25 protein-coding genes are annotated in these 22263 nt (G+C 62.2%); 13 read left to right on the forward strand and 12 right to left on the reverse strand.

What is annotated here, in order from left to right; translation table 11 throughout:
* Positions 1-62: 62 nt before the first annotated feature.
* Positions 63-458 (forward strand): (R)-mandelonitrile lyase, encoded by a 396-nt coding sequence (locus V1286_RS38495; RefSeq protein WP_334490227.1) that lies wholly within the window; start codon positions 63-65, stop codon positions 456-458.
* Positions 459-680: 222 nt separating this feature from the next.
* Here V1286_RS38495 and V1286_RS38500 read toward each other — a convergent pair whose 3' ends face one another.
* Positions 681-1328, reverse strand: a complete 648-nt coding sequence (locus V1286_RS38500; protein ID WP_334489349.1) for an MSMEG_1061 family FMN-dependent PPOX-type flavoprotein — start codon at positions 1326-1328, stop codon at positions 681-683.
* A 279-nt stretch (positions 1329-1607) separates the two neighbouring features.
* Between V1286_RS38500 and V1286_RS38505 the strand changes: the two genes are divergently transcribed.
* From V1286_RS38505 to V1286_RS38525, 5 genes are all read left to right on the forward strand, one after another.
* Complete coding sequence (locus tag V1286_RS38505; protein WP_334489352.1) at positions 1608-2879, forward strand: lipoprotein-releasing ABC transporter permease subunit; 1272 nt, start codon at positions 1608-1610, stop codon at positions 2877-2879.
* 181 nt (positions 2880-3060) lie between these two features.
* Positions 3061-4479, forward strand: a complete 1419-nt coding sequence (gene thrC, locus V1286_RS38510) for a threonine synthase (protein ID WP_334489354.1) — start codon at positions 3061-3063, stop codon at positions 4477-4479.
* Positions 4476-5765, forward strand: coding sequence for a M16 family metallopeptidase (locus V1286_RS38515; RefSeq protein WP_334489355.1), 1290 nt, complete (start codon positions 4476-4478; stop codon positions 5763-5765). The genes thrC and V1286_RS38515 overlap by 4 nt, the downstream gene beginning before the upstream one ends.
* 98 nt (positions 5766-5863) lie before the next feature.
* Complete coding sequence (locus V1286_RS38520) at positions 5864-6451, forward strand: GNAT family N-acetyltransferase (RefSeq protein ID WP_334489357.1); 588 nt, start codon at positions 5864-5866, stop codon at positions 6449-6451.
* Positions 6452-6585: 134 nt separating this feature from the next.
* Positions 6586-7191, forward strand: a complete 606-nt coding sequence (locus tag V1286_RS38525) for a hypothetical protein (protein ID WP_334490230.1) — start codon at positions 6586-6588, stop codon at positions 7189-7191.
* Between the two features lie 53 nt (positions 7192-7244).
* Here V1286_RS38525 and V1286_RS38530 read toward each other — a convergent pair whose 3' ends face one another.
* The 5 genes from V1286_RS38530 to V1286_RS38550 form a co-directional block, all read right to left on the reverse strand.
* Entirely contained in the window at positions 7245-7730 is a 486-nt protein-coding gene (locus V1286_RS38530; RefSeq protein WP_334489359.1) for a F0F1 ATP synthase subunit B family protein, read from the reverse strand.
* A 4-nt stretch (positions 7731-7734) separates the two neighbouring features.
* Entirely contained in the window at positions 7735-8283 is a 549-nt protein-coding gene (locus V1286_RS38535; protein ID WP_108514455.1) for a F0F1 ATP synthase subunit B family protein, read from the reverse strand.
* 59 nt (positions 8284-8342) lie between these two features.
* Positions 8343-8573 carry a F0F1 ATP synthase subunit C gene (locus V1286_RS38540; protein ID WP_016847054.1) on the reverse strand — a complete coding sequence of 77 codons (231 nt, stop codon included), beginning with the start codon at positions 8571-8573 and terminating at the stop codon, positions 8343-8345.
* Between the two features lie 56 nt (positions 8574-8629).
* Complete coding sequence (locus V1286_RS38545) at positions 8630-9385, reverse strand: F0F1 ATP synthase subunit A (RefSeq protein ID WP_334489361.1); 756 nt, start codon at positions 9383-9385, stop codon at positions 8630-8632.
* 69 nt (positions 9386-9454) lie between these two features.
* Positions 9455-9826 (reverse strand): AtpZ/AtpI family protein, encoded by a 372-nt coding sequence (locus tag V1286_RS38550; protein ID WP_334490232.1) that lies wholly within the window; start codon positions 9824-9826, stop codon positions 9455-9457.
* Between the two features lie 275 nt (positions 9827-10101).
* On the opposite strand from V1286_RS38550, the gene V1286_RS38555 reads away from it, so the two are divergent.
* The 3 genes from V1286_RS38555 to V1286_RS38565 all read left to right on the forward strand — a co-directional run bounded on the left by V1286_RS38555 (position 10102) and on the right by V1286_RS38565 (position 11922).
* Positions 10102-10725 carry a 2-hydroxychromene-2-carboxylate isomerase gene (locus tag V1286_RS38555; RefSeq protein WP_334489364.1) on the forward strand — a complete coding sequence of 208 codons (624 nt, stop codon included), beginning with the start codon at positions 10102-10104 and terminating at the stop codon, positions 10723-10725.
* A 65-nt stretch (positions 10726-10790) separates the two neighbouring features.
* The gene (locus V1286_RS38560; RefSeq protein WP_108514451.1) at positions 10791-11330 is read left to right on the forward strand and encodes a hypothetical protein; all 540 of its coding nucleotides are present in this window, start codon (positions 10791-10793) and stop codon (positions 11328-11330) included.
* 118 nt (positions 11331-11448) lie between these two features.
* On the forward strand, positions 11449-11922 hold the full coding sequence (locus V1286_RS38565; RefSeq protein ID WP_334490235.1) for a secondary thiamine-phosphate synthase enzyme YjbQ: 474 nt from the start codon (positions 11449-11451) through the stop codon (positions 11920-11922).
* Between the two features lie 84 nt (positions 11923-12006).
* On the opposite strand, the gene V1286_RS38570 is transcribed toward V1286_RS38565, so the two are convergent.
* From V1286_RS38570 to V1286_RS38595, 6 genes are all read right to left on the reverse strand, one after another.
* Entirely contained in the window at positions 12007-13656 is a 1650-nt protein-coding gene (locus V1286_RS38570) for an MFS transporter (protein WP_417021308.1), read from the reverse strand.
* Positions 13657-14017: 361 nt separating this feature from the next.
* Complete coding sequence (locus V1286_RS38575) at positions 14018-14386, reverse strand: hypothetical protein (protein WP_334489371.1); 369 nt, start codon at positions 14384-14386, stop codon at positions 14018-14020.
* Between the two features lie 97 nt (positions 14387-14483).
* Positions 14484-14807: a hypothetical protein gene (locus tag V1286_RS38580; RefSeq protein WP_108514447.1), complete on the reverse strand. Its 324-nt coding sequence runs from the start codon at positions 14805-14807 to the stop codon at positions 14484-14486.
* Positions 14804-15124, reverse strand: a complete 321-nt coding sequence (locus V1286_RS38585; protein WP_202975772.1) for a YggT family protein — start codon at positions 15122-15124, stop codon at positions 14804-14806. Before V1286_RS38585 ends, V1286_RS38580 begins: the two co-directional genes overlap by 4 nt.
* A 172-nt stretch (positions 15125-15296) precedes the next feature.
* Complete coding sequence (locus V1286_RS38590) at positions 15297-17276, reverse strand: sodium:solute symporter family protein (protein ID WP_334489378.1); 1980 nt, start codon at positions 17274-17276, stop codon at positions 15297-15299.
* Positions 17277-17288: 12 nt separating this feature from the next.
* Positions 17289-17567: a DUF4212 domain-containing protein gene (locus tag V1286_RS38595; RefSeq protein WP_334489381.1), complete on the reverse strand. Its 279-nt coding sequence runs from the start codon at positions 17565-17567 to the stop codon at positions 17289-17291.
* Between the two features lie 290 nt (positions 17568-17857).
* Between V1286_RS38595 and V1286_RS38600 the strand changes: the two genes are divergently transcribed.
* The 4 genes from V1286_RS38600 to V1286_RS38615 all read left to right on the forward strand — a co-directional run bounded on the left by V1286_RS38600 (position 17858) and on the right by V1286_RS38615 (position 22248).
* Positions 17858-18478: a hypothetical protein gene (locus V1286_RS38600; protein ID WP_334489383.1), complete on the forward strand. Its 621-nt coding sequence runs from the start codon at positions 17858-17860 to the stop codon at positions 18476-18478.
* Between the two features lie 45 nt (positions 18479-18523).
* On the forward strand, positions 18524-20656 hold the full coding sequence (locus V1286_RS38605) for a DUF294 nucleotidyltransferase-like domain-containing protein (RefSeq protein WP_334489385.1): 2133 nt from the start codon (positions 18524-18526) through the stop codon (positions 20654-20656).
* A gap of 237 nt (positions 20657-20893) precedes the next feature.
* Positions 20894-21568 carry a response regulator transcription factor gene (locus V1286_RS38610; protein ID WP_334489388.1) on the forward strand — a complete coding sequence of 225 codons (675 nt, stop codon included), beginning with the start codon at positions 20894-20896 and terminating at the stop codon, positions 21566-21568.
* An 8-nt stretch (positions 21569-21576) separates the two neighbouring features.
* Positions 21577-22248 carry an HAD family hydrolase gene (locus V1286_RS38615; protein WP_334489390.1) on the forward strand — a complete coding sequence of 224 codons (672 nt, stop codon included), beginning with the start codon at positions 21577-21579 and terminating at the stop codon, positions 22246-22248.
* Positions 22249-22263: the final 15 nt, after the last annotated feature.

A 22263-nucleotide genomic window follows, 5' to 3' on the forward strand; every position in this document is an offset into this window, starting at 1 on the left:
GTCTCGCGGTGCTGGCGGCAGGCACCACGCCGGCTGTCCCGGCGCAGGCAAGGAATGGAACGATGGAAATCAAGCGAAGCGGTTCACGGCCGTCAGGCAAAGGGCCCGCGGAATACTTCACGGGCAGCGTGCGTGTCGATCCACTCATGCAAGCGCCCGATCCGGCGCGCGTCGCCGGCGCCAGCGTCACCTTCGAGCCCGGCGCGCGGACGGCATGGCATACCCATCCCCTGGGCCAGACCCTGATCGTCACATCCGGCCGCGGCTGGGTGCAGGTCTGGGGCGGGCGCGTCGAGGAAATTCACCCGGGCGACGTCATCTGGTTTCCGCCCGGCGAAAAGCACTGGCATGGCGCGACGCCGACGACGGCCATAACACATATCGCCATTCAGGAGCGGCTCGACGGCAAGGCCGTCGACTGGATGGAAAAGGTCCGCGACGAGCAATACCGGGCTTGATGGAGCGCGGTTGTCTTGAGGGTTTGATCGGTGCGGCTTGTTGGGATGTCCGCTATGCCACGTCGCGATCAAATTTCGCATCGCACCGAAATGACGCGATGTGCCAATTCCGCACTCATGCACCGCAGCCAAAAGTAGAGCTATTCGATTACGCCGTCAGCGCGGGCAAGCAACGCCGGCGGCACGTTGATGTGCAATGCTCCACCGGGCGACGATCTGTCCTCAATACAGCCGTTCCTTGTTGCCTTTCTCGATGATGACCTGCATCTGCTCGACGCTTTCTTGCGTCTTGGCGTGAGCGACCAGCGTTTCCGCGAAAGTGGGTACGGCTGACGATTCGCCCCACGTATGAGGCTGCCAGAGACCGGATCGGATCATGCACTTCGGACAGTGTGCGTAGACTTTTTCAACAGCTACCACCAGGACGTGATTAGGAGCCTTGCCATTAACCGACATCGTATGTCGGAGAGCATCATCTCTTACGATGATTGCCTTCCCGCTAAGCCGAAGCGTGTGGGTTACACCCGGGATGAGGAAGATCATTCCGACATTCGGATTGCGCAGCACGTTGCGAAAGGTCTCAATGCGGCGATTGCCAAGCCGGTCCGGAACTGCAAGGGTTTGCTCGTCCAGGACCTTCACGAAACCAGCAGAATCCCCCTTCGGCGAGATGTCCAACAGACCGGCCTCACCTGCCGAGGCAATGAAGGCGAACGGCGCGTGCTCGATGAATGTGCGTGCAATGGGGTCGATGGACGTGACGACCTTCGCTACCGAGTGGCGGGGAGGGTCCCCAACGACTGCTCGGATCTCCGCCTCGCTTGAGACAACGTCGCGAAAACGTTCTCGTAACTTACTGATCGCAGCCATACCGGAATCTCCGAGTTACTCGGTGTGTCACAACCTATCTCGGGAAAGCGAAAGCGTCTATGTTTAGAGAAGCATCTCGGTCGACCGTAAGCGGACGTCGCCATCGACGTCGTGCTTCATGCCGGCCGTAGCGCGGTCGATCATTCTCGTCACCGGCTTCATTTCCACGCCCGCATGCTCGTGCCGCCCGATCAGGCATGACGGGAATATGGCAGTGGATGAAGATTGTTCATCGAAGCGAGCGCTCGAATCGTACCAAAAACGCGCTAGAGTGGGGCCATGGAAAAATCCCCGCGCCCCCTGCCGTTCGCGGCGTTCGAATGGCTGGTGTCCGGGCGCTACTTGCGGGCGCGTCGCAAGGAAGGCTTCATTTCCGTTATTGCCGGTTTCTCGTTCCTCGGCATCATGCTCGGCGTTGCGACGCTGATTATCGTGATGGCCGTCATGAACGGCTTTCGCAAGGAACTGATCGACAAGATCGTCGGCATGAACGGTCATCTCGTGGTGCAGCCAATCGAACAGCCGCTGACGGATTGGCAGGACGTCACTGAGCGCATCAGCCAGGTTCCAGGCATTCGGCTTGCCGCTCCGGTGGTGGACGGTCCGGCGCTGGCGTCCTCGGCGCACAATGCCTCTGGCGTACTCGTTCGCGGTATTCGCCCTGATGATCTCAACAAGCTCGCCTCGATCGCCGGCAACATCCAGCAGGGCTCGCTGGACGCATTTGAGCAGGGACAAGGGGTCGCCATCGGAAGCAGGCTTGCCGATCAATTGTCGCTGCGCGCCGGCGACAACATCACCCTGGTAGCACCCGGCGGAGCCGTGACGTCGAAGGCCATTGCGCCTCGTATCAAGCCTTACAAGGTCGCGGCGGTGTTCAGCATCGACATGTCGGAATATGATTCCGTGATGGTCTTTCTGCCGCTTGCCGAGGCGCAGGCCTATTTCAATCGCGCCGATGACGTCAGCGCGATCGAAATTTTCATCGAAGCCAGCCCCGACAAGGTCGACGGCTTCCGACGGCCGGTGGCCGACGCCGCCGGGCGGCCGGTGTTTCTTGTCGACTGGCGACGGCGTACCTCGGCCTTTTTCGCGGCACTTCAGGTCGAGCGCAACGTCATGTTTCTGATCCTGACCTTGATCGTGCTGGTCGCCGCGCTGAACATCGTTTCGGGCCTGATCATGCTCGTAAAGGACAAGGGCAGCGATATCGCCATTCTGCGCACCGTGGGCGCCTCGCGAGGATCGATCATGCGGGTGTTCCTGATCGCGGGCGCCGCCATCGGCGTTGCCGGCACGCTGACCGGTTTTCTCGTCGGCATGCTGATTTGCCTGAATATCGAATCGATCCGGCAATTCCTGTCCTGGCTCACCAATACCGAATTGTTTCCGCCAAAACTCTACTTTCTGTCGAAGCTGCCGGCGGAGATCGATGTTGGCGAGACCGCCGCCGTTGTGATCATGGCGCTGACGCTGTCATTCCTCGCGACACTCTATCCATCGTGGCGCGCGGCGCGGCTCGATCCGGTTGATGCGCTTCGATATGAGTAGCCGGACGCGCGCGGGCACTGCCATGCCCTGGAACGACTCGCCACCCGCTCTTTTTTCACCCCAATGCCATTTCCCCTTCGCCCCAAAACGCTTTATGGTGCCCATCGCTTCGCATTTAGCGAAATGAATTCATGATCAATATCAAAGGCTTGGCATAGGGCTTGCGCCTTTGGAGGGTGGTTTGACGCGCTATATTTCGACACGGGGGGAGGCCCCCGTCCTGGGTTTCTGCGATGTGATGCTGACCGGGCTCGCCCGCGACGGCGGCCTCTATGTGCCCGAGGTCTGGCCGCAGCTCTCGCACGAGACCATCGCAGGATTTTTCGGCCGGCCTTACTGGGAAGTCGCGGTCGACGTGATCCGGCCGTTTGTCGCGGGTGAAATCTCCGACGCCGACCTTGGGCGCATGGCGAATGAAGCCTACGCCACGTTCCGCCATCCGGCCGTCGTGCCGCTGAACCAGGTCGGGCCCAATCAATTCGTGCTGGAGCTGTTCCACGGCCCGACGTTGGCGTTCAAGGACGTCGCGATGCAGTTGATCTCGCGGCTGATGGATCACGTGCTGGCCAAGCGCAACCAGCGCACCACCATCGTGGTCGCGACTTCAGGCGATACCGGCGGCGCCGCCGTCGATGCGTTTGCGGGTCTCGACAATGTCGATCTGGTCGTGCTGTTCCCGAACGGGCGCATCTCCGATGTGCAGCGGCGGATGATGACGACGACGGGCGCGTCCAACGTGCATGCGCTCGCCATCGAAGGCACTTTTGACGATTGCCAGGCGATCCTGAAGGCGATGTTCAACCATCACGGCTTTCGCGACGCGGTCTCGCTGTCCGGCGTCAACTCGATCAACTGGGCGCGGATCGTGGCCCAGGTCGTGTATTATTTCACTTCCGCTGTCGCCCTCGGCGCGCCCGCACGCACAGTGGATTTCACCGTGCCGACCGGCAATTTCGGCGACATCTTTGCAGGCTATGTCGCCAAGAAGATGGGCCTGCCGGTCCGCTGGCTGCGCATCGCCTCCAACGTCAACGACATCCTGCCGCGCACGCTCAAGACCGGCATCTATGAGGTGCGCGAGGTTCACGCCTCGGCTTCGCCCTCGATGGACATCCAGATCTCCTCGAATTTCGAGCGGCTGCTGTTCGAGGCGAGCCGCCGCGACGCCGACAGCGTTCGCCGGCTGATGGGCTCGTTGAAACAGTCCGGACGTTTCGTGCTGCCGGATGCCATGCTGGCCGCGATCCGCGAGGAGTTCGATGCCGGCCGCGCCGACGAGACCGAGACGGCGGCCGCGATCCGCGCCGCCTGGCGCGAGGCCGGCGACCTCGTCGATCCCCATACCGCGGTGGCGCTGGCGGTGGCCGACCGCGACACCTCGGATTCAGGGATACCCAACATCGTGCTGTCGACCGCGCATCCGGCCAAGTTTCCCGATGCGGTGGAAGCCGCCTGCGGCGTGCGGCCGCAATTGCCGGCCTGGCTCGACGGTCTCATGACCAAATCCGAGCACATCACGGTGATGAAAAACGATTCAGCTGAAGTGGAGCGATTCGTGCGCTCGGTGAGCCGTGCCGCGAAGCAGGGAGTTGCCGGATGAGCGTTGACGTAACCAAGCTGCCGTCCGGCCTGACCGTCGTTACCGACACCATGCCGCATCTGGAAACAGCGGCGCTCGGCGTCTGGGCCGGCGTCGGCGGCCGTGACGAGAAGCCGAACGAGCACGGCATCTCGCACCTTCTGGAACACATGGCCTTCAAGGGCACGACCAGGCGCTCGTCGCGGGAGATCGTGGAAGAAATCGAGGCGGTCGGCGGCGATCTCAACGCCGGCACTTCGACCGAAACCACTGCCTATTATGCGCGGGTGATGAAGGCCGACGTGCCGCTCGCGCTCGACGTGCTCTCCGACATCCTCGCCAATCCATCCTTCGTGCCCGATGAACTCGAGCGCGAGAAGAGCGTCATCGTGCAGGAAATCGGCGCGGCGCAGGATACCCCTGACGACGTCGTGTTCGAGCACCTCAACGAACTCTGCTTTCCGGACCAGCCGATGGGCCGTTCGCTGCTGGGCACCGCCAAGACCCTGAAGAAATTCGATCGCGACATGCTGCGCGGCTATCTCTCGACGCACTACCGCGGCCCCGACATGGTGGTGGCGGCCGCGGGCGCGGTCGACCACAAGCGCGTGGTGGAGGAAGTGGCGCAAAAATTTGCCAGCTTCGACGCCACGTCCGCGCCGAAGCCGGTGCCTGCGATGTTCGGCAAGGGCGGCTCGCGGGTGGTGCATCGCGACCTCGAACAGGCGCATCTGACGCTGGCGCTCGAGGGCGTGCCGCAGACGGATCTATCGCTGTTCTCGCTGCAGGTGTTCACCAATACGCTCGGCGGCGGAATGTCGTCGCGGCTGTTCCAGGAAGTGCGCGAAAAGCGCGGCCTGTGCTACTCGATCTACACCTTCCACGCGCCCTATTCCGACACCGGCTTTTTCGGCCTCTATACCGGCACCGACCCCGGCGACGCGCCGGAAATGATGGAAGTGATCGTCGACGTCATCAATGATGCGGTGGAAACCCTGACCGAAGCCGAGATCGCCCGCGCCAAGGCGCAGATGAAGGCGGGGCTTCTGATGGCGCTGGAAAGCTGCTCCTCCCGGGCCGAACAGCTGGCGCGGCACGTGCTGGCCTATGGACGGCCGCAGACGGTGGAAGAACTGGTCGCCAGAATCGATGCGGTCAGCGTTGAATCGACCCGCAACGCTGCGCATGCGCTGCTGTCCCGCAGCCGGCCGGCGGTCGTGGCACTTGGCAGCGGCAGGGGGCTGGACACGGCGGTATCTTTTGCGGAAGGATTGACCAGGTCGAAGGCGAAGACGCTGCTGCATTAGAGCATGATCCCGGACCCGAGGGCCGCGTTAGCGCAAAGTGGGTTCCGGTTTTCCGCAAGGATCATGCTCCGATAGTTAGAGGGCGGGGAGTAACGGGCATGGCCCTGTTTCGTTTGCCAACCAGCGGACCGGCCGCGCTCGTGCCGCGCGGCCACGGCCTCCTGCTGCGCGCGCCGCAAATGGCGGATTTCCTGCAATGGGCGCAATTGCGCGAGCAAAGCCGCGCCTACCTCACGCCGTGGGAGCCGATCTGGCCGTCGGACGATCTGACCCGCGCCGGCTTTCGCCGAAGGCTGCGCCGCTACGCCGAAGATATCGCCGCCGACCGCTCCTATCCGTTCATCATCTTCCGCCAGTCTGACGGGGCCATGATCGGCGGTATCACGCTCGCCAATGTTCGCCGCGGCATCGTGCAGGCCGGCACCATCGGCTATTGGGTCGGCGAGCCCCATGCCGGTCGCGGCTACATGACCGCGGCGCTGCGGGTGCTGCTGCCGACGCTGTTCGGCGAGCTCAATCTGCACCGCATCGAGGCCGCCTGCATTCCCTCCAATACGCCCTCGATCCGGGTGCTGGAGAAATGCGGCTTCACCCGCGAGGGGCTGGCGCGGCGCTATCTCTGCATCAATGGCGTCTGGCAGGACCATCTGCTGTTCGGCCTGCTGCATGAGGATTTCCGCGGCTGAACCGTTGATTTCCAAGCCTTTTGGGTGCCTTGGGTTCGCCGCCATTGGGCTGCTATAACGCCGCCCGGGAACAATGACGTGAGACGATGGGATTTCAGGGACGTCGCATGGGTAACAATCGTTTGGCCAGGGTGATGGCGGCAGCCGCAGTCGCGGGCGGGCTGGCCTGCCTGATGGTGGCGCCGGCATCGGCGCAATCGATCACCGATCGTTTCAAGAGCCTGTTCGGCGGCAAGTCGGACGAGGAGCCGGCCGCGAATGCCGCGGTGCCCGAGGACACGGGCGATCTGACCTGTCCACCGGTCACGGTCAGGGCCGGCGCGGCCACCTACGCCGTGGCGGCGCCCGGCAAGCAGCCGGTCGGCAACGACCTGCGCTTTCAGGTGACGATCTCCAAAATGGCCCGCGAATGCAGCGTCAATGGCGGCGTGATCACGGCGCGGATCGGCATTCAGGGCCGCGTCATTGCCGGCCCCGCCGGCGCCCCGTCGTCGGTCCAGGTTCCGATTCGCGTCGCGGTGGTGCAGGGCGGCGTGTCTGAGAAGACCATCGCCACCAAGGCCTACCAGACCACCGTCGCCATGAAGGAAGGCGGCAGCGAGCCGTTTACGCTGGTGGCCGAAGATCTCGCTTATCCGGCGCCTCCCGGCGCCGTCGGCGACAGCTACATTTTCTATATCGGCTTCGACCCGCAGGCCCTGAAGCCCGAACGCCCGGCGCCGAAAAAGAAGAAGCAATAAAAAAGCCGGCGCGATCGTCTCGCGCCGGCTTTTGATGGATGGGTCGAAAGCGCTCAGTTCAGCTTGGCACGAACCTCGGCAATGCCCTTGGTGAGCAGGTCGTCGGCGACCGAGCCCTTGACCGACTGCGACAGGATGGTCGAGGCGGCTTCGACCGCGGCGTTGGCGGCGGCGGCGCGGACGTCGGCCAGCGCCTGGGCTTCGGCGAGCGCGATCTTGCTCTCGGCGGTCTTGGTGCGGCGGGCGACGAAGTCTTCCATCTTGGCCTTGGCCTCGACCGCGATGCGCTCGGCTTCGGACTTGGCGTTGGCGATGATTTCCTCGGCCTCGCGCTCGGCGCTGGCGCGCCGGGTTTGGTACTCGCCGAGCAGCTTGGCGGCCTCCTCCTTGAGACGGCGGGCGTCGTCGAGTTCGGCCTTGATACGCTGGGCGCGATGATCGAGCGCCGTCAGCACCGTCTTGTGGATGCCGAGATAGGCAAACAGCGCCATCAGGATGACGAAGGCGATCGCGACCCAGGTTTCCGGTTCGGTGAACATCCGTCTATCCCTTCAACGTAGCATCGACGGCCTTGCTCACCGTCTTCTTGTCGGGCAGCACGCCGGTGAGGCGTTGCACGATCGCGCCGGCAGCATCCGCGGCGATGCCGCGGACATTGCTCATCGCGGTCTCGCGGGTCGCCGCGATCTGCTTCTCGGCGGCGGCAAGCCTGGTGGTCAGCTGGTCTTCCAGCTTCTTGCGTTCGGCTTCCGAGGCCGCGTTCAGCTTCTCGCGGGTCTCGTTGCCAATGGCCTGTGCGCGGGAACGCGCCGAAGCGAGTTCCGTCTCATACGCCTTCAGCGCAGCGTCGGACTCGTCCTTCAGCTTCTGCGCCGCGGCCAGATCGCCCTCGATCGCGTTCTGACGTGCGTCGATCACGCTTTCGACGCGCGGCAGCGCGATGCGGGATACGATCACATAGAGTGCGACGAATGCGATGACGAGCGACACCAGCTGCGAAGCAAACGTGCTCGACTCGAACGGAGGAAATCCTCCGCCGTGTCCGCCGTCTGCTCCGGTGTGGGCACCGGTACCATGACTCTTTTCAGCCACGGAGTTCTCCTGTTGCTGTCAGCGCGCCGCCCGGACCGGGCGGCGCGATAGGGTGCAGCTCAGAGCGGAACGAACAGCAGCAGCAGCGCGATCAGCAGCGAGAAGATGCCGAGCGCTTCGGTTACGGCGAAGCCGAAGATCAGGTTGCCGAACTGGCCCTGGGCTGCGGAAGGATTGCGCACCGCTGCGGCGAGGTAGTTGCCGAAGATGATGCCCACACCGACGCCCGCGCCACCCATGCCGATGCATGCGATGCCCGCGCCGATAAGTTTAGCTGCTGCCGGTTCCATTTCTAGAGCTCCTTGAGAGGGTAAGACAAAGTGTGGGTGGAAATTCCCCGGACCGCTTAGTGTCCCGGATGAATGGCGTCGTTGAGGTAGATGCAGGTCAGGATCGCAAACACATAGGCCTGCAGGAACGCGACCAGCAATTCGAGAGCGGTCAGCGCCACAGTGAGCGCCAGTGGCAGCATGCCGCCGGCCCAGCCGAGCGCGCCGAGCGAGACGCCGAGCATGGCGACGAAGCCCGCGAACACCTTCAGCGCGATGTGGCCGGCCAGCATGTTGGCGAACAGACGCACGCTGTGCGAAACCGGCCGCAGGAAGAACGACAGGATTTCGATGAACATGACCAGCGGCAGGATGTAGATCGGCACGCCGGAGGGCACGAAAATCTTGAAGAACTTCAATCCGTTCTTGTAGAGCCCGTAGATCAGGACGGTGAAGAAAACCAGGAAGGCCAGCGCCGCGGTGACGATGATGTGGCTCGAAACCGTGAACGTGTAGGGGATGATGCCAATCAGGTTCGAAATGCAGATGAACATGAACAGCGAGAAGATCAGCGGGAAGAACTTCATGCCTTCCGAGCCGGCGGTAGAGCGGATCGTTGAGGCGACGAACTCGTAGGAGATTTCGGCGATCGACTGCAGCCTTCCCGGAACCAGCTGCCGTCCCGCCATGCCGCCGATCATCAATAGCGAGATCACCGCTACCGAGAGGAACATGTAGAGCGACGAGTTGGTGAAGGCGATCGTGTGGTTGCCGATATGGCCGATCGTGAAGAGGGGTTCGATATTGAACTGGTGGATCGGGTCGATTTTCATCCGCGCGGCTCTTTATCCACCGGCCTGGCCGGCAATCGAATTTCAAATGTCGTGACTTCCCGTCGACGCTCAGCGCCTGCCTGGACCTGCGCCTGCAGTTCTCACCACGTTGACCACACCGGCGACGAAGCCGAGCAGCAGAAACACGATGAAACCGAACGGCGATGTCGACAATAAACGGTCGAACCCCCAGCCAATCGCCGCTCCGACGACAACGCCCGCGACCAATTCCGAGGAAAGCCGGAAACCAAGCGCCATGGCAGAAGCTCTGGCAGCTCTGTCTCCGCTTTCAGTTCCGGGTTGATCAGTCCTGATTTTGCGGCTGTCCCGAATTTCGGACAACCGTTGATCCAGACTTCCGAGCCTTGCGGAAAGCGCAGCTTCGTCGGAGGACGGCTGATCGCGATTTCCACTTGCGTTGTCATTCTTGTCTTCGGCCATGCCCAAGACATTAAACGATGCCAACGGTTGATGGAAATTACGCCCGTCACCCTTGAAAGCCGCGCGGACCATACTTACCGCGTCTAATCAAGTCAAGATTGGGCCGTAACCAGCTATTTCATTGATTTGATTGAGTTTATTCGGTTGTCGCCTGCGACACTGTGGACCTGCGATCGCAGTGCAGCAGTATTGCCACACGGATCGATCTTGCACCCGTTTGAACGCTCTGTTGGGATGGCCAAAGCGAAACGAAAATCCCCGGCCCCGGAGCCCACATGCCGCGTCAGGTCGATTACTATTTCTCGCTCCAGTCGCCCTGGGCCTATATCGGGCATCAGTCCTTTAGGCGCCTGGTAAGTATTTATGATCTCAAGGTAAATCACAGGCCGGTGGTGCTGGTCGATCTGTTTTCGGAGACCGGCGGCCTGCCTTTGATGAAGCGCCACCCGGTCCGGCAGCGCTACCGGATGGTCGAACTGCAGCGCTGGCGCGACAAGCGCGGACTGAAATTTCATCTGCAGCCGGCGCACTGGCCATTCAATGCCCGCCTCGCCGACGGCGTTGTGATCGCGGCGCTCGAGGCCGGCCACGATCCCGACCGCTATTTGCGCCGGGCCTTTGCCGCGGTCTGGGAAGATCAGCTCAATCTCGCCGATCCCGCAACGATCGAAAAACTCGCCGACGAATCGGGGCTGCCCGGCAAGCAATTGGTGGAGCGCTCCGGCGCGGAGGAAATCAGCGCGGCGTATGAGCAGAACCGGCAGGATGCGCTCGCGGCCGACGTATTCGGCTCGCCGGTCTATGTGCTCGAGGGCGAAGTGTTCTGGGGACAGGACCGCCTCGAATTGCTGGAAGATGCGTTGAAGTCCGGCCGCGCGCCCTATAGCTCAGTCGTGTAAGGGGTGCCTTGAAAGCGCCCCGGCGGTCGAGGAAACCGGTACTGTCCTGAGGCGGGAGCAAGCCCATGAGCACAGCGAAATCGTCCTCGAAATTCTTAAGGCCCGCCGTGCTGGCGCTTTGTCTCACAGTCGGCGGCCACGCGCTCGCGGGAGCCGCGCCCGATACCGAGAACGGCCGCTATGCGCTGTCACCGACGGGGGAGGGCGTGCTTCGGCTCGATACAAGAACCGGCGCGATTTCGACCTGCAACAATTCGGGCGCGGGCTGGGCCTGCTACGCCGTCCCCGACGAACGCGCGGCGATGGACACGGAAATCGGCCGGCTGCAAGCCGACATTGTCCGGCTGCAGGCCGAGAATGAAAGGTTCAAGGCGCAACTCGCCGAGCGCGAGCCGACCGTGCCCGGCAAGATCGAAGAGCCGCTGCCGAAATCGGATTCGCTGAAGAAGAGCGAGCCGAAGGTAGCCGAGGCCGAGCGCAAGATCGAGATTCCGCTGCCGAGCGACCGCGACATGGATCGCATGATGTCGTTCCTGGAGCGGGCCTGGCGGCGCTTGATCGAGATGGCCAACCGGGTGCAGAGGGACGTCAACGGCAAGATTTGACGGGGGCGTTGAATTCGTAGGGTGGGCAAAGCGAAGCGTGCCCACCATCTTTATCCGTGCAAGAACTGGTGGGCACGGCGCGAAGCGCGCCTTTGCCCACCCTACGAAGATTGATTTGATGCCCGCACCCAAATCCCTCTCCCGCACCACGCCCACCGCCGTCGCCGCCAACACCATCGTGTCCTCGCTGCTGACCGTGCAGATTTCAGGCGTGGGTTTTACCGATCTCACGGCCGAGGTCGCGAAGTTCGCGCGAGAAGTGCGTGCGCGCGAAGGCGCGGTGACGCTGTTTATTCGTCACACCTCGGCGTCTCTCACGATCCAGGAAAATGCCGATCCGACCGTGCTCGTCGATTTGACGACGGCGCTGGACCGGCTCGCGCCCGAGAATGCCGGCTGGCGCCATGACACCGAAGGGCCGGACGACATGCCGGCGCATATCAAGACCATGCTGACCGCGACCTCGCTGCACATCCCTGTGCTGCAGGGCGCGCTCGCACTGGGCACGTGGCAGGCGATCTATCTGGTCGAGCACCGCGCGCGGCCGCACCGGCGCGAGATCGTGCTGCAGTTCATTGGCATGACCGGTTGAGGTGCTCGCAAAAGCAAACCGGCCGCGGATCGCTCCGCGGCCGGTTCGTCGTTTCTTCGTCCGGCCACCGCCGAACGAAAGCGGTTACTTCGTGATGTCGACGTCCTTGGTTTCCGGCAGGAAGAAGAAGCCGATCACTGCCGTTATCGACGCGAAGATGATCGGATACCACAGACCCGCGTAGATATCGCCGGTCGAGGCCACGATCGCGAACGAGGTCGCCGGCAGCAAGCCGCCGAACCAGCCGTTGCCGATGTGATAGGGCAGCGACATCGAGGTGTAGCGGATCTTGGTCGGGAACAGTTCGACCAGCATCGCCGCAATCGGCCCGTACACCATGGTGACGTAGACCACCAGGATGAACAGCAGCCCGATCACAGCCGCGATCCGCGGCTGGAAGATATCGAATGGGTGCGACATCTTCACGATCTGGGCGTCGCCTGCTTTCGGATAACCTGCGCCCTGCACCGCCGTCAGCACTTGCGGGTTGGAGGCCTTGGCGTCGGTGTAAGGAACGTCCTTGCCGTTGACGACAACCTTCACGCCGGAGCCTGCCGCGCCGTAGCTGGTCGAATACTTGACCGACTGCTGCGCGAGGTAGGCGCGAGCGGTGTCGCAAGGTGCGGTGAAGACGCGGGTGCCGACCGGGTTGAACAGGTCGCCGCAGCCTGCCTTGTCTGCGACCACTTCCACCTTGACCGACTCGATGGCCTTCTCCAGCGCTGGGTTGGCGTTGGTCGTGATCATCCTGAAGATCGGGAAGAAGGTCAGCGCCGCGATCAGGCAGCCCGCCAGAATGATCGGCTTGCGGCCGATCTTGTCGGAGAGTGCGCCGAACACGACGAAGAAGCCGGTTCCGAACAATAGCGACCAGGCGATCAAGAGGTTCGCGGTGTAGCCGTCGACCTTGAGGATCGATTGCATGAAGAACAGCGCGTAGAACTGGCCCGTGTACCAGACCACGCCCTGACCCATCACGCCGCCGATCAGCGCCAGGATGACAATCTTGGCGTTGCTCCAGTTGGCGAAGGCTTCGGTCAGCGGCGCCTTGGAGCCCTTGCCCTCGTCCTTCATCTTCTGGAACACCGGCGATTCATTCAGCCGCAGCCGGATCCAGACCGAGATGCCGAGCAGCAGCACCGAGACCAGGAACGGAATGCGCCAGCCCCATTTCGCGAATTCGGTTTCGCCGAGTGCGGAACGGGTGAACAGGATCACCAGCAGCGACAGGAACAGGCCGAGCGTGGCCGTGGTCTGGATGAACGAGGTGTAGTAGCCGCGCTTGCCCATCGGCGCGTGCTCCGCGACGTAAGTCGCTGCACCGCCATACTCGCCGCCGAGCGCGAGGCCCTGCAGCAGGCGCAATGCGATCAGAATGATCGGCGCCGCAATGCCGATGGTCGCCGCGTTGGGCAATATGCCGACGATGAAGGTCGACAGGCCCATGATCAGAATGGTGACCAGGAAGGTGTATTTGCGGCCGACGATGTCGCCGACGCGACCAAATACGATGGCGCCGAACGGGCGAACGATGAAGCCCGCGGCGAACGCCAGCAGCGCGAAGATGTCGCGGGTGGCCTGGTTGAACATCGGCTGATTCGTTGCGGGATCAATGACGCCGAAGAATTGCGCGCCGATCACGCTGGCAAGCGAGCCGAACAGGTAGAAGTCATACCATTCAAAGACAGTACCGAGCGAGGAGGCGAGAATGACGAAACGTTCGTCCTTCGTCATCCCGGCGGCCTTGCCGGACGTGGCAGTCATTGTAGACATTTCCGATTCGCTCCCCTTTTTCACTCACAAACATGTGTGTTGCGTCAGATCGACGCTTAATTATTTGGGACTTCCTACATGCTCGGGGAGCTTGGCCCAATAGTACTTTCGGCTGGCGCTGCGCGCTTTCGTGCACGACAGAACCTCAGAGCCGGCTACTGCGCCCGCACGGTTCAAGCTGCATAATCAATGGGCAGTGCGATTTCCGGAACACAGAAGGTCTTGGCATTGCACGCCGTTCTCAATGCTTTGACCGTTCTGCATTCGCCAACAGCAAGCAGAGACCTGACGGCCGCGGCGTTCCGTCGGAAGGCGGCTCGAACTAAAGTCCAATAACAGAAAAAAGAAGCGCAATGCTCCACAGCAGGATGGAGATGAGCGCAGTCCAGCGCGCGAACATCAAATAGGTCTCGCGCATGATCGTCGAAATCACCCTCTGCGCGGAGGCCTGGGGCGGACGTCTCTCCTTGGGGAGATAGAGCCACATCTCGGTCCGGCGATGATCTTTGGTCAGGGCTTCACGGGCTTTCAGCACCAGAACGAGCGTCATCACAATGCTGAGGAAACCTCCCGCCTGAAAGGCCGAGCGCGGCAGAAACGACAGTCCGATCATGATGCAGAAGATGGCCAGCGACGCGAATCCGCATGCGCGAAGCACGGTCTCATAGGCAATACGGCGCATCTCTTCCATGATCCGCCATTCCGTCAATGGAAGGAATTATGTCGGATTCAATTTGGGCCGGAGCGTAGCGGCAGCAAGGCTTGTCCTCAACACCGCCTATCGACGATTAGAGCCCGATCTTGAGAAAGTTACCGGCGGCGGGAAGCGCGAGAATGGCGGTTCCAGCAAGCCATATCCAGAGCGACGCGTTGGTTGATTCCGATGCGCCGGTGGCCCGCTCGTAGAGCGCCGCCGGAATTCCACCCAGGATGACGGTGGCGGTCGAGACCATCAGCGATGCGAACATCAGCGTCAGGGACAGGCTGCCAAACAGCAGCGGGCCGGCGAGCAACTGGACATACAGCAGCGTGAAAATCAGCGCGAGCTGGTTGAAGATGCCGTTGATCATTCCGAAAAACGCAATCCCGATGAAATAGAAATTGCGGTTCATGACGCTGCTCCGCCGATCCTGGGTGCGAGATTCAGCAACAGCAACGTGTAGTGAAGCACGACGCGCAGCCAGAACAGCCAGACGAAGCCGAACAGCCAAAGCAGCACCGGTGGGGTCACCTTCGGCGTCACGATCGCGACAGCGGCGACGACGGGATCAGTGATTCGGCAAAAGAACCGCCAGATGTAATTCGGCGAGTCTGCATCCACCATCAAACCGAGCAGGACACGGCCAAGCAGCGTGTACATCAATACTGCAAGAACAAAGTTGGGCAGATGGAAGTACCAATATGCGGAGAGCGAGCTTGCGAAATCCAAGGAAGTTTCTCCTCGCTGCCTGACACCATCTGATGAGACGAAGGCCGATTATTGCAATCGGCCGTTCTCTAACAATGGCAAGGGCAGGATGTCCGGGCAAGGCAGATATGATGCGACAAACAAAGACGGGGCCCTGAAAGGCCCCGTCTGTCGATATCCAGTTTGAGAAGCGTCAGGTCGTCCTCTCCTCGAGCACCGTCCTGCCTCGCGGCTTGCGGATGTCGTCGACATAGGCTTGCATTTCCGCAGACGGCTCCTTGCCGAGCTTGCTGACGATGTAGATGACCGCGAAGCCGAGTGGCGTTCCCAACAATCCGCAGTTGATGTTGTTGAGGTCGAACCAGCCGACCTTGTTGGCCATCGGGTGGGCGAGGGTGGGGAAGCTTTCCATGGCATTGGGCAATGCCATGGCTTTCGCGATGTCGACCAGCGGCGCCCCGGTCAGCGGGTTGGTCAGCGAGGTCATGCCGAAATACTTGACGCCTGCGCCCGGGAAGTACCGCGTTGTCACGAGATAGAACAGGCACAATCCGAACCCGGCAATGATGCCGCAGACCGCACCCGTCGCCGTCGTGCGTTTCCACCAGACGCCCATCACCAGCGCCGGGAAGTTGCCGGCCATCGCCAGCGAGAACGCCCAGCCAACCATGGCCAGGATGTCGCCGGGTTTGGTTGCCGCCGTCGCGGCCGCGATCACGGCGACGACCACAAGGAGAGCGCGAGCCACCGTGAGCCGACGCATGGTCGGCGCGTTGGGGTCGATCATCTTGTAGTAAACGTCGTGCGACAATGCGTTTGCGATGGCAAGCAGCAGCCCGTCAGCGGTCGACAGCGCGGCGGCGAGACCGCCGGCGGCGACCAGACCCGAGATCACATACGGAAGTCCCGCGATCTCAGGCGTGGAGAGCACGATCACGTCGGTGTTGATCACGAAGTCCTGCAGTCTGACGACACCGGGATGTCCGGCAATCGCCTTGCATGCTGCGACAATCGCATCGATGCTGCCTGCGTTCTTGCCGCAGATCTGGATCAACCCCAGCTCACCCCAGCTGAACAGCCAAGGGCGAATGGCCGTCAGGTCGCGTCCAATGATGTTGGTATAAACTTCCAGCTTGGAGAACGCCGCGTAGGCCGGCGCGGAGAAATACAGCAGGAAGATGAACAGCAACGACCACGCCACGGACTGGCGCGCTTCACGCACCGACGGGGTGGTGAAGTAACGCATCAGGATGTGCGGCAACGAAGCCGTGCCGACCATCATGCACATGATGATCCCAAAGAAGTTGAGCGGGCTATAGTTGATGAAGGGCTGGATGTGCGGCTTCAGCGCTGCGGCTGTCGTCAGACCCGTCGCCAGCATTTGTTGCTCGCGCGCGGTAATATCCACAATCGCCTGTCCGTAAGTGAGTTGAGGGATCGGAATTCCGTACTGCGTGGTGGACAGGATAACGATCGGGGTCAGATAGGCGATGATCAGCACGATGTATTGCGCGATCTGCGTCCAGGTCACCGCCCGCATGCCGCCCAGCATCGCGCAGAGCAGGATGCCGACAAGTCCGGCGAAAACGGCAAGCTCGAACTGCATCCCGAGGAATCGCGAGGCGATCAGGCCGGTGCCGTAGATTTGCGCCGTCACATAGGTGAAGGAGCAGGCAACCAGCACGATCACGCCGAGCGCGCGGGCGAAATTGCCGCCGTACCGGAACGACAGGAAGTCGGGCACGGTATAGGCGCCGAACTTGCGCAGGTATGGTCCGATCAGGATCGACACCAGCACAAATCCGCCGGTCCACCCGAGCACCCATGCCAGCCCGTCATAGCCGAGCAGGAACAAGGTGCCGGCCATGCCGACAAAGGACGCCGCCGACATCCAGTCGGCGCCGGTGGCCATGCCGTTATAGAAAGCCGGGACACGCCGTCCGGCGACGTAATACTCCGAGACCTCCGCTGTCCGCGTCATCACGCCGATGATGGCGTAGACGGCGAGCGTGAAGAAAACGAACAGGTAGCCAAGGATCTTGTTCGGAACACCGACTTGCTCGAGAACCGCGAGGAAGAGGATGAATCCGATGAAGCCGCCGGTATAAGTACCGTACATCTTCCCCAGATTCTTGATGAAGTCTGAGGTGCTGGCAGTGCCTTGTGTAGCCATGGTCGATCCCCCTCAATCTTCCTCGGCAAAGCCGAATTCGCGGTCAATCTTGTCCTGCTGCTTCGCGAACATGAACAGCATGACCACGAACACGATGAGCGAGCCTTGCGCGGCCATGTAGAAGCCGAGCGGGAAACCGAGGATCGGAATGATGATATTGTTGAGCGGCTTCACGAACATGTGGATGATGAAGCCGAAGAAGAACCAGACGGCCAGGTGCGTGTACATCAGGCGCGATGTCTTCGCCCAATGTGCTTCTTCTTTCGCTTTCAGATCAGTGGAGTTAGCCATGAGCTGCAAATCCTCCCTCAAGACCCCGGTCAGCGCCGGGATCGAATGATCGAGGGGAATGCAATCCCTTCAGTGCGGCGCCCCCCATGCCGCGGCTTCAACCGGTCTGGCGCCGGTTTGGAGTCAACGAAGGCTAACACCAGCGGCGGTTCCAACTCGATAATACTTTGGGGGAATAAGACGTATGCTGCAGCTGCTAAGAGCGGCAATGCAGCACTTGAGCGTGCGAGCTTGGCAAATGCCGGATAGACTGGCGAACCGGCCTGGTCCATTTGGCAGGAAAGAGTGCGATGAAGCTGTTCGAAAAGTTGTTTCGTCCACGTCCGCCGATTCGCGACCGTGAGGAGCTTGCCGACTTCATCAACGCGCAATCGGCCTTCATCGTGCAGAAGGGCATCTACGAATACTCGCGTGCGCGGGCAGGTCACTACGCCAAGGTTCTGTTTGCCGAAGAGGGGTTTGCGCAATCCGTCGAGCACGCTCGCTGGCAGGCCTTTCCGCTGGGGCTCTCGATGGTCGGTGAAATGGTCGACGGGGTGCTCGCTTCCCAGTCCGTGATGCCGCGCCGCCAAATGCTCGACCAGCTGATATCAGTCGTTCTTTCGGTTTTCGACCGCTATCCCGTTCCGCCGTCGATTGGAGAAGAGGCATGGCTGGCCGCGCGCAGCAACCTGGCGCATCGGCTTGATCTCGTCGGAGGGCACGCCCCCAAACGGGTGATGGACATTCCCGAGCCGCTGGCGGAAGCCTATTTTGCAATGATGCCGATCCACGAGAAGCTGCGCGGCCGGGATTTCCAGACCACGCGGAATTATCTCCGGGTCAGCCTGTGCAACATCCACGACGAATTGATCTCGCGCATGGACAGGGCGGCGCTGGAGCGGGCAATGACCACGGCTGCCGTGGCATAGTTCTTCGATCATCACCCCGCGTGCGGCTGCCGGCAGGGAGAGGCGATGGACAGGACAGGTGGCGTCGTCCCGCTTTTGTCGCTCGACGCCGTTGTCATCGATACCGAGACCACCGGGCTCGATCCACGCAAGGCGCGGGTGATCGAGCTTGCCGCGGTGCGATTGTCGGCCGGAAAGCTGGTGGCCGGCGACAAGTTCCGTCAGTTGCTGCGGCCGGCCGGTCAATCGATTCCCGCCGAGACGACCCACATTCACGGCATCGACGATGCCATGGTCGCCGGCTCGCCATTGTTCGCCGATGTCTGGCCGCGGTTCACCGCGTTTCTCGGTCAGGCCGTCGTAATCGGGCATTCGGTCGGTTTCGATCTTGCGGTGCTGAGGCGGGAATGCGACCTCGCCGGTCTGCCGTGGACACGACCACGCACGCTAGACACGCGGCTGCTGGCGCAGATTGCCGCACCGGAACTGGTGGGCTATTCGCTGGAGGAGCTCGCCGCATGGCTCGGTGTCGACGTCGCAGGCAGGCATTCCGCGCTCGGTGACGCCACGACGGCGTCGCGGATGTTTCTGGCGCTGGTGCCGAAGTTGCGCGATCACGGGATCCGCACCATCGCCGAGGCCGAACGGGCCTGCCTCGCTCTCACCTCCGTACTCGACGATCAGGCGCGGAGCGGCTGGATCGAGGCCGTCGCAGCTCCGGAACGCGCCGATGCGGAACGCACCCTGAAGCGCTTCGACAGCTACGCCTATCGGCATCGCAATCGCGACATCATGCGGACGCCTCCGGTCTTTGTGGAGGCCGACATTTCAGTTCACGACGTGCTCGCGCGGCTTGCGAGCGAAAGAATATCGGCTGTCTTCGTGGCGCCGCATGCGGTTGCCGGCGTCGTCAAGGCGGCGGAAGCGGGCATTGTCACGGAACGCGACCTGCTATCTGCGATCGACCGGTTCGGCGCCGCCGCGCTCGATCTGCCGGTCGAACAAATCACGAGCCGGCCGCTGGCTGCGGTTCTCGATGACGCGTTCGTCTATCGAGCAATCGGCCGCATGAACCGTCTCAAGACCCGCCACCTCGGCGTCGTCGATGAGGCTGGCCACGTGGTCGGGGCATTGTCCGCGCGTGACCTGCTCCGCCTGCGCGCCGGGGAGGCTATTTCGCTCGGCGAGGAGATCGATGATGCGGTGGACGCACACGGCCTGGCGGTTGCCTGGGCCAAGCTGCCGGGGGTCGCGGAAGCGCTGCTGGCCGAGGGACTCTCCGGCCGGGATATAGCGGAAGTGATTTCCCGCGAACTCGGTGGGCTCACCGGACAGGCCGCCGCGATCGCCGAGCGAATCATGCGGGAACGCGGCGAGGGCGGCCCGCCATGCCGCTACGCAACGATCGTTCTTGGGTCGGCCGGTCGCGGCGAAAGCCTGCTGGCGATGGACCAGGACAATGCCGTCATTTTCGAACAGGGCGAGCCGGAGGGTCGCGAGGATCGTTGGTTCGCGGCCTTGGGGACGCTGGTCGCGGATATCCTGCACGAGGCCGGCGTGCCCTACTGCAAGGGCGGTGTCATGGCAAAGAATCCGCCCTGGCGCGGCTCGGTCGCGACCTGGCAGAGCCGCATCGACCACTGGATCGCGCGATCCGATCCCAAGGACCTGCTGTCCGTGGATATTTTCTTCGACCTGCGCGCCGTCCACGGCGACGGCAGTCTTGCAGTCGCCGTGCGGCGGGCTGCCTTCGCCGCAGCCGAGGGTCAGGTCGCGTTCGCCAAGCTTCTGGTCGAGGGGATCAGCGTTCCCCGGAGCCTGAGATTTCTTGGCGGCATCCGCACCGAAGAGGGCCGCATCGATCTAAAGAGGGCAGGACTGTTCGGGGTCGTTTCCGCAGCGCGCGCCATGGCGATCCGCTATCACGTGATGGATCGATCGACGCCGGCTCGATTAGCTGGCGTAAAGGCGTTGCTCCGAGTCAGCGAAACGGATCTGGACGCGCTTGCCGAAGCGCATGGCGTATTTCTCGATCTGATCGTGTCGCAGCAGGTTGACGATGTCACTCACGGCATACCGCCCTCCAATGCCGTCTCGGTGAATCGGCTGTCAACTCACGACAGGGATCGGTTGCGGGCGGCGCTTGAAGCGGTGGCATCCGTCGACGAATTGCTTCGCGACGTCCCGTTCAAGGGCTGATGGCTTGTCTTACCAATCGCCAATCAAGGACCGCGCGGAGATTGACGGCCAATACCCGCGCCCTGCCGACCTGCGTGACCGCCGGCCAGGTCATTGTGCGATGCACAAGGGGGCGGTTAACCGCTTCTGCGCAGGGCAATATTTGCGCCTTGCATGCGGCCGCCCGGCGGAGGACAATTGAATTCACGCAGCGGGCCTGTTCCCGTCCGTGCCGTTGCAACCTCGCGCAAGAACTGAATGACCGCCGCTGCCAATACCCATCTCGTCATTGCCGATGACCACCCGCTATTCCGCGATGCTTTGCGGCAGGCGGTGGGCAGTGTGGTGGCGTCGGCCGTCGTCAGCGAGGCCGGATCGTTCGACGATCTCACCGCGCTGCTGGAACGGGATTCCGACGTCGATTTGATCCTGCTCGATCTCACCATGCCGGGGATCTCGGGATTCTCCGGCCTGATCTATCTGCGCGCGCAGTATCCGGCTATTCCGGTGGTGATCGTGTCCGCGAGCGACGATGCCGGCACGATCCGACGCTCGCTGGATTTCGGCGCCTCCGGCTTCATTCCCAAGCGCTTCGGCGTCGAAACCCTGCGCGACGCCATCTTGAAGGTGATGGAGGGCGACGTCTGGGTTCCGCCGGACACCGATCTCACCTCTGCCGACGATCCCGACATGGCGCGGTTGCGCGACCGGCTGGTGACGCTGACGCCACAACAGGTGCGGGTGCTGATGATGCTGTCGGAGGGCCTGCTCAACAAGCAGATCGCCTATGAGCTCGGGGTGTCGGAAGCGACCATCAAGGCGCATGTCTCGGCGATCCTGCAGAAGCTCGGCGTCGAGAGCCGCACGCAGGCCGTGATCGCGGCGGCGAAGATCTCCGGCGGCCCGTGGCGCCAGGGCACGCCGACGACGTAGCAGCACGCATGCCGGGATTCGGGAAAGCGCTGCTGTTCGACATCGACGGCACACTGGCCGACACCGATGCGCTTCATCTGAAAGCGTTCAATCAAGTGTTCGCGTCGCACGGCCATGTGTTCGATCGCGACCGAGCGTCGAAAGAGCTGATGGGGTTTTCCAATACTTCGATCAGCGAACGGTTTCTGCCGGGTCATTCGCCGGAGCGCCAGGCGGCTATCATGGCGGAAAAGGAAGAGGCCTTCCGCAAGCTCGCATCGGGGCAAATTCAGCCGTTACCGGGTCTGATGAAACTGCTCGACCGCGCGGATCGTGCAAGCGTCCCCATGGTGGCGGTGACGAACGCACCTCGCCTGAATGCGGAAATGATGCTTTCCGGGCTGGGGATCATGCACCGGTTCAAGGCTGTCATCCTTGGCGACGAACTTGCGCACGGCAAGCCGCATCCGATGCCTTATCTGGAAGGCCTGCGCGCGGTAAGCGCCGCGCCCGACCTGTCTCTTGCGTTCGAGGATTCCCGCTCCGGGATTCAGTCAGCCTCCGGCGCAGGCATTGCGACGATTGGAATGCGAACGAGCCTTGGGCATGGCGATCTGGTCGCTGCGGGCGCCGTCTGCACGGCCAAAGCCTTCGACGACCCGGAATTGATCAGGCTGGTCGAAGGGACAATGAGCTGGTGACGTCCAGCGAAGGCG

Origin of the sequence: Bradyrhizobium algeriense, from assembly GCF_036924595.1 — a bacterium.
Classification (GTDB): domain Bacteria; phylum Pseudomonadota; class Alphaproteobacteria; order Rhizobiales; family Xanthobacteraceae; genus Bradyrhizobium; species Bradyrhizobium algeriense.

Excerpts from the sequence above, each read along its gene's own strand:
- V1286_RS38495 (WP_334490227.1), top strand. The coding sequence starts at position 63 with ATGGAAATCAAGCGAAGCGGTTCACGGCCGTCAGGCAAAGGGCCCGCG.
- V1286_RS38500 (WP_334489349.1), bottom strand. The coding sequence starts at position 1,328 with ATGGCTGCGATCAGTAAGTTACGAGAACGTTTTCGCGACGTTGTCTCA.
- V1286_RS38505 (WP_334489352.1), top strand. The coding sequence starts at position 1,608 with ATGGAAAAATCCCCGCGCCCCCTGCCGTTCGCGGCGTTCGAATGGCTG.
- V1286_RS38515 (WP_334489355.1), top strand. The coding sequence starts at position 4,476 with ATGAGCGTTGACGTAACCAAGCTGCCGTCCGGCCTGACCGTCGTTACC.
- V1286_RS38520 (WP_334489357.1), top strand. The coding sequence starts at position 5,864 with ATGGCCCTGTTTCGTTTGCCAACCAGCGGACCGGCCGCGCTCGTGCCG.
- V1286_RS38525 (WP_334490230.1), top strand. The coding sequence starts at position 6,586 with ATGGCGGCAGCCGCAGTCGCGGGCGGGCTGGCCTGCCTGATGGTGGCG.
- V1286_RS38530 (WP_334489359.1), bottom strand. The coding sequence starts at position 7,730 with ATGTTCACCGAACCGGAAACCTGGGTCGCGATCGCCTTCGTCATCCTG.
- V1286_RS38540 (WP_016847054.1), bottom strand. The coding sequence starts at position 8,573 with ATGGAACCGGCAGCAGCTAAACTTATCGGCGCGGGCATCGCATGCATC.
- V1286_RS38545 (WP_334489361.1), bottom strand. The coding sequence starts at position 9,385 with ATGAAAATCGACCCGATCCACCAGTTCAATATCGAACCCCTCTTCACG.
- V1286_RS38550 (WP_334490232.1), bottom strand. The coding sequence starts at position 9,826 with ATGGCCGAAGACAAGAATGACAACGCAAGTGGAAATCGCGATCAGCCG.
- V1286_RS38555 (WP_334489364.1), top strand. The coding sequence starts at position 10,102 with ATGCCGCGTCAGGTCGATTACTATTTCTCGCTCCAGTCGCCCTGGGCC.
- V1286_RS38560 (WP_108514451.1), top strand. The coding sequence starts at position 10,791 with ATGAGCACAGCGAAATCGTCCTCGAAATTCTTAAGGCCCGCCGTGCTG.
- V1286_RS38565 (WP_334490235.1), top strand. The coding sequence starts at position 11,449 with ATGCCCGCACCCAAATCCCTCTCCCGCACCACGCCCACCGCCGTCGCC.
- V1286_RS38570 (WP_417021308.1), bottom strand. The coding sequence starts at position 13,656 with ATGACGAAGGACGAACGTTTCGTCATTCTCGCCTCCTCGCTCGGTACT.
- V1286_RS38575 (WP_334489371.1), bottom strand. The coding sequence starts at position 14,386 with ATGGAAGAGATGCGCCGTATTGCCTATGAGACCGTGCTTCGCGCATGC.
- V1286_RS38580 (WP_108514447.1), bottom strand. The coding sequence starts at position 14,807 with ATGAACCGCAATTTCTATTTCATCGGGATTGCGTTTTTCGGAATGATC.
- V1286_RS38590 (WP_334489378.1), bottom strand. The coding sequence starts at position 17,276 with ATGGCTACACAAGGCACTGCCAGCACCTCAGACTTCATCAAGAATCTG.
- V1286_RS38595 (WP_334489381.1), bottom strand. The coding sequence starts at position 17,567 with ATGGCTAACTCCACTGATCTGAAAGCGAAAGAAGAAGCACATTGGGCG.
- V1286_RS38600 (WP_334489383.1), top strand. The coding sequence starts at position 17,858 with ATGAAGCTGTTCGAAAAGTTGTTTCGTCCACGTCCGCCGATTCGCGAC.
- V1286_RS38605 (WP_334489385.1), top strand. The coding sequence starts at position 18,524 with ATGGACAGGACAGGTGGCGTCGTCCCGCTTTTGTCGCTCGACGCCGTT.
- V1286_RS38610 (WP_334489388.1), top strand. The coding sequence starts at position 20,894 with ATGACCGCCGCTGCCAATACCCATCTCGTCATTGCCGATGACCACCCG.
- V1286_RS38615 (WP_334489390.1), top strand. The coding sequence starts at position 21,577 with ATGCCGGGATTCGGGAAAGCGCTGCTGTTCGACATCGACGGCACACTG.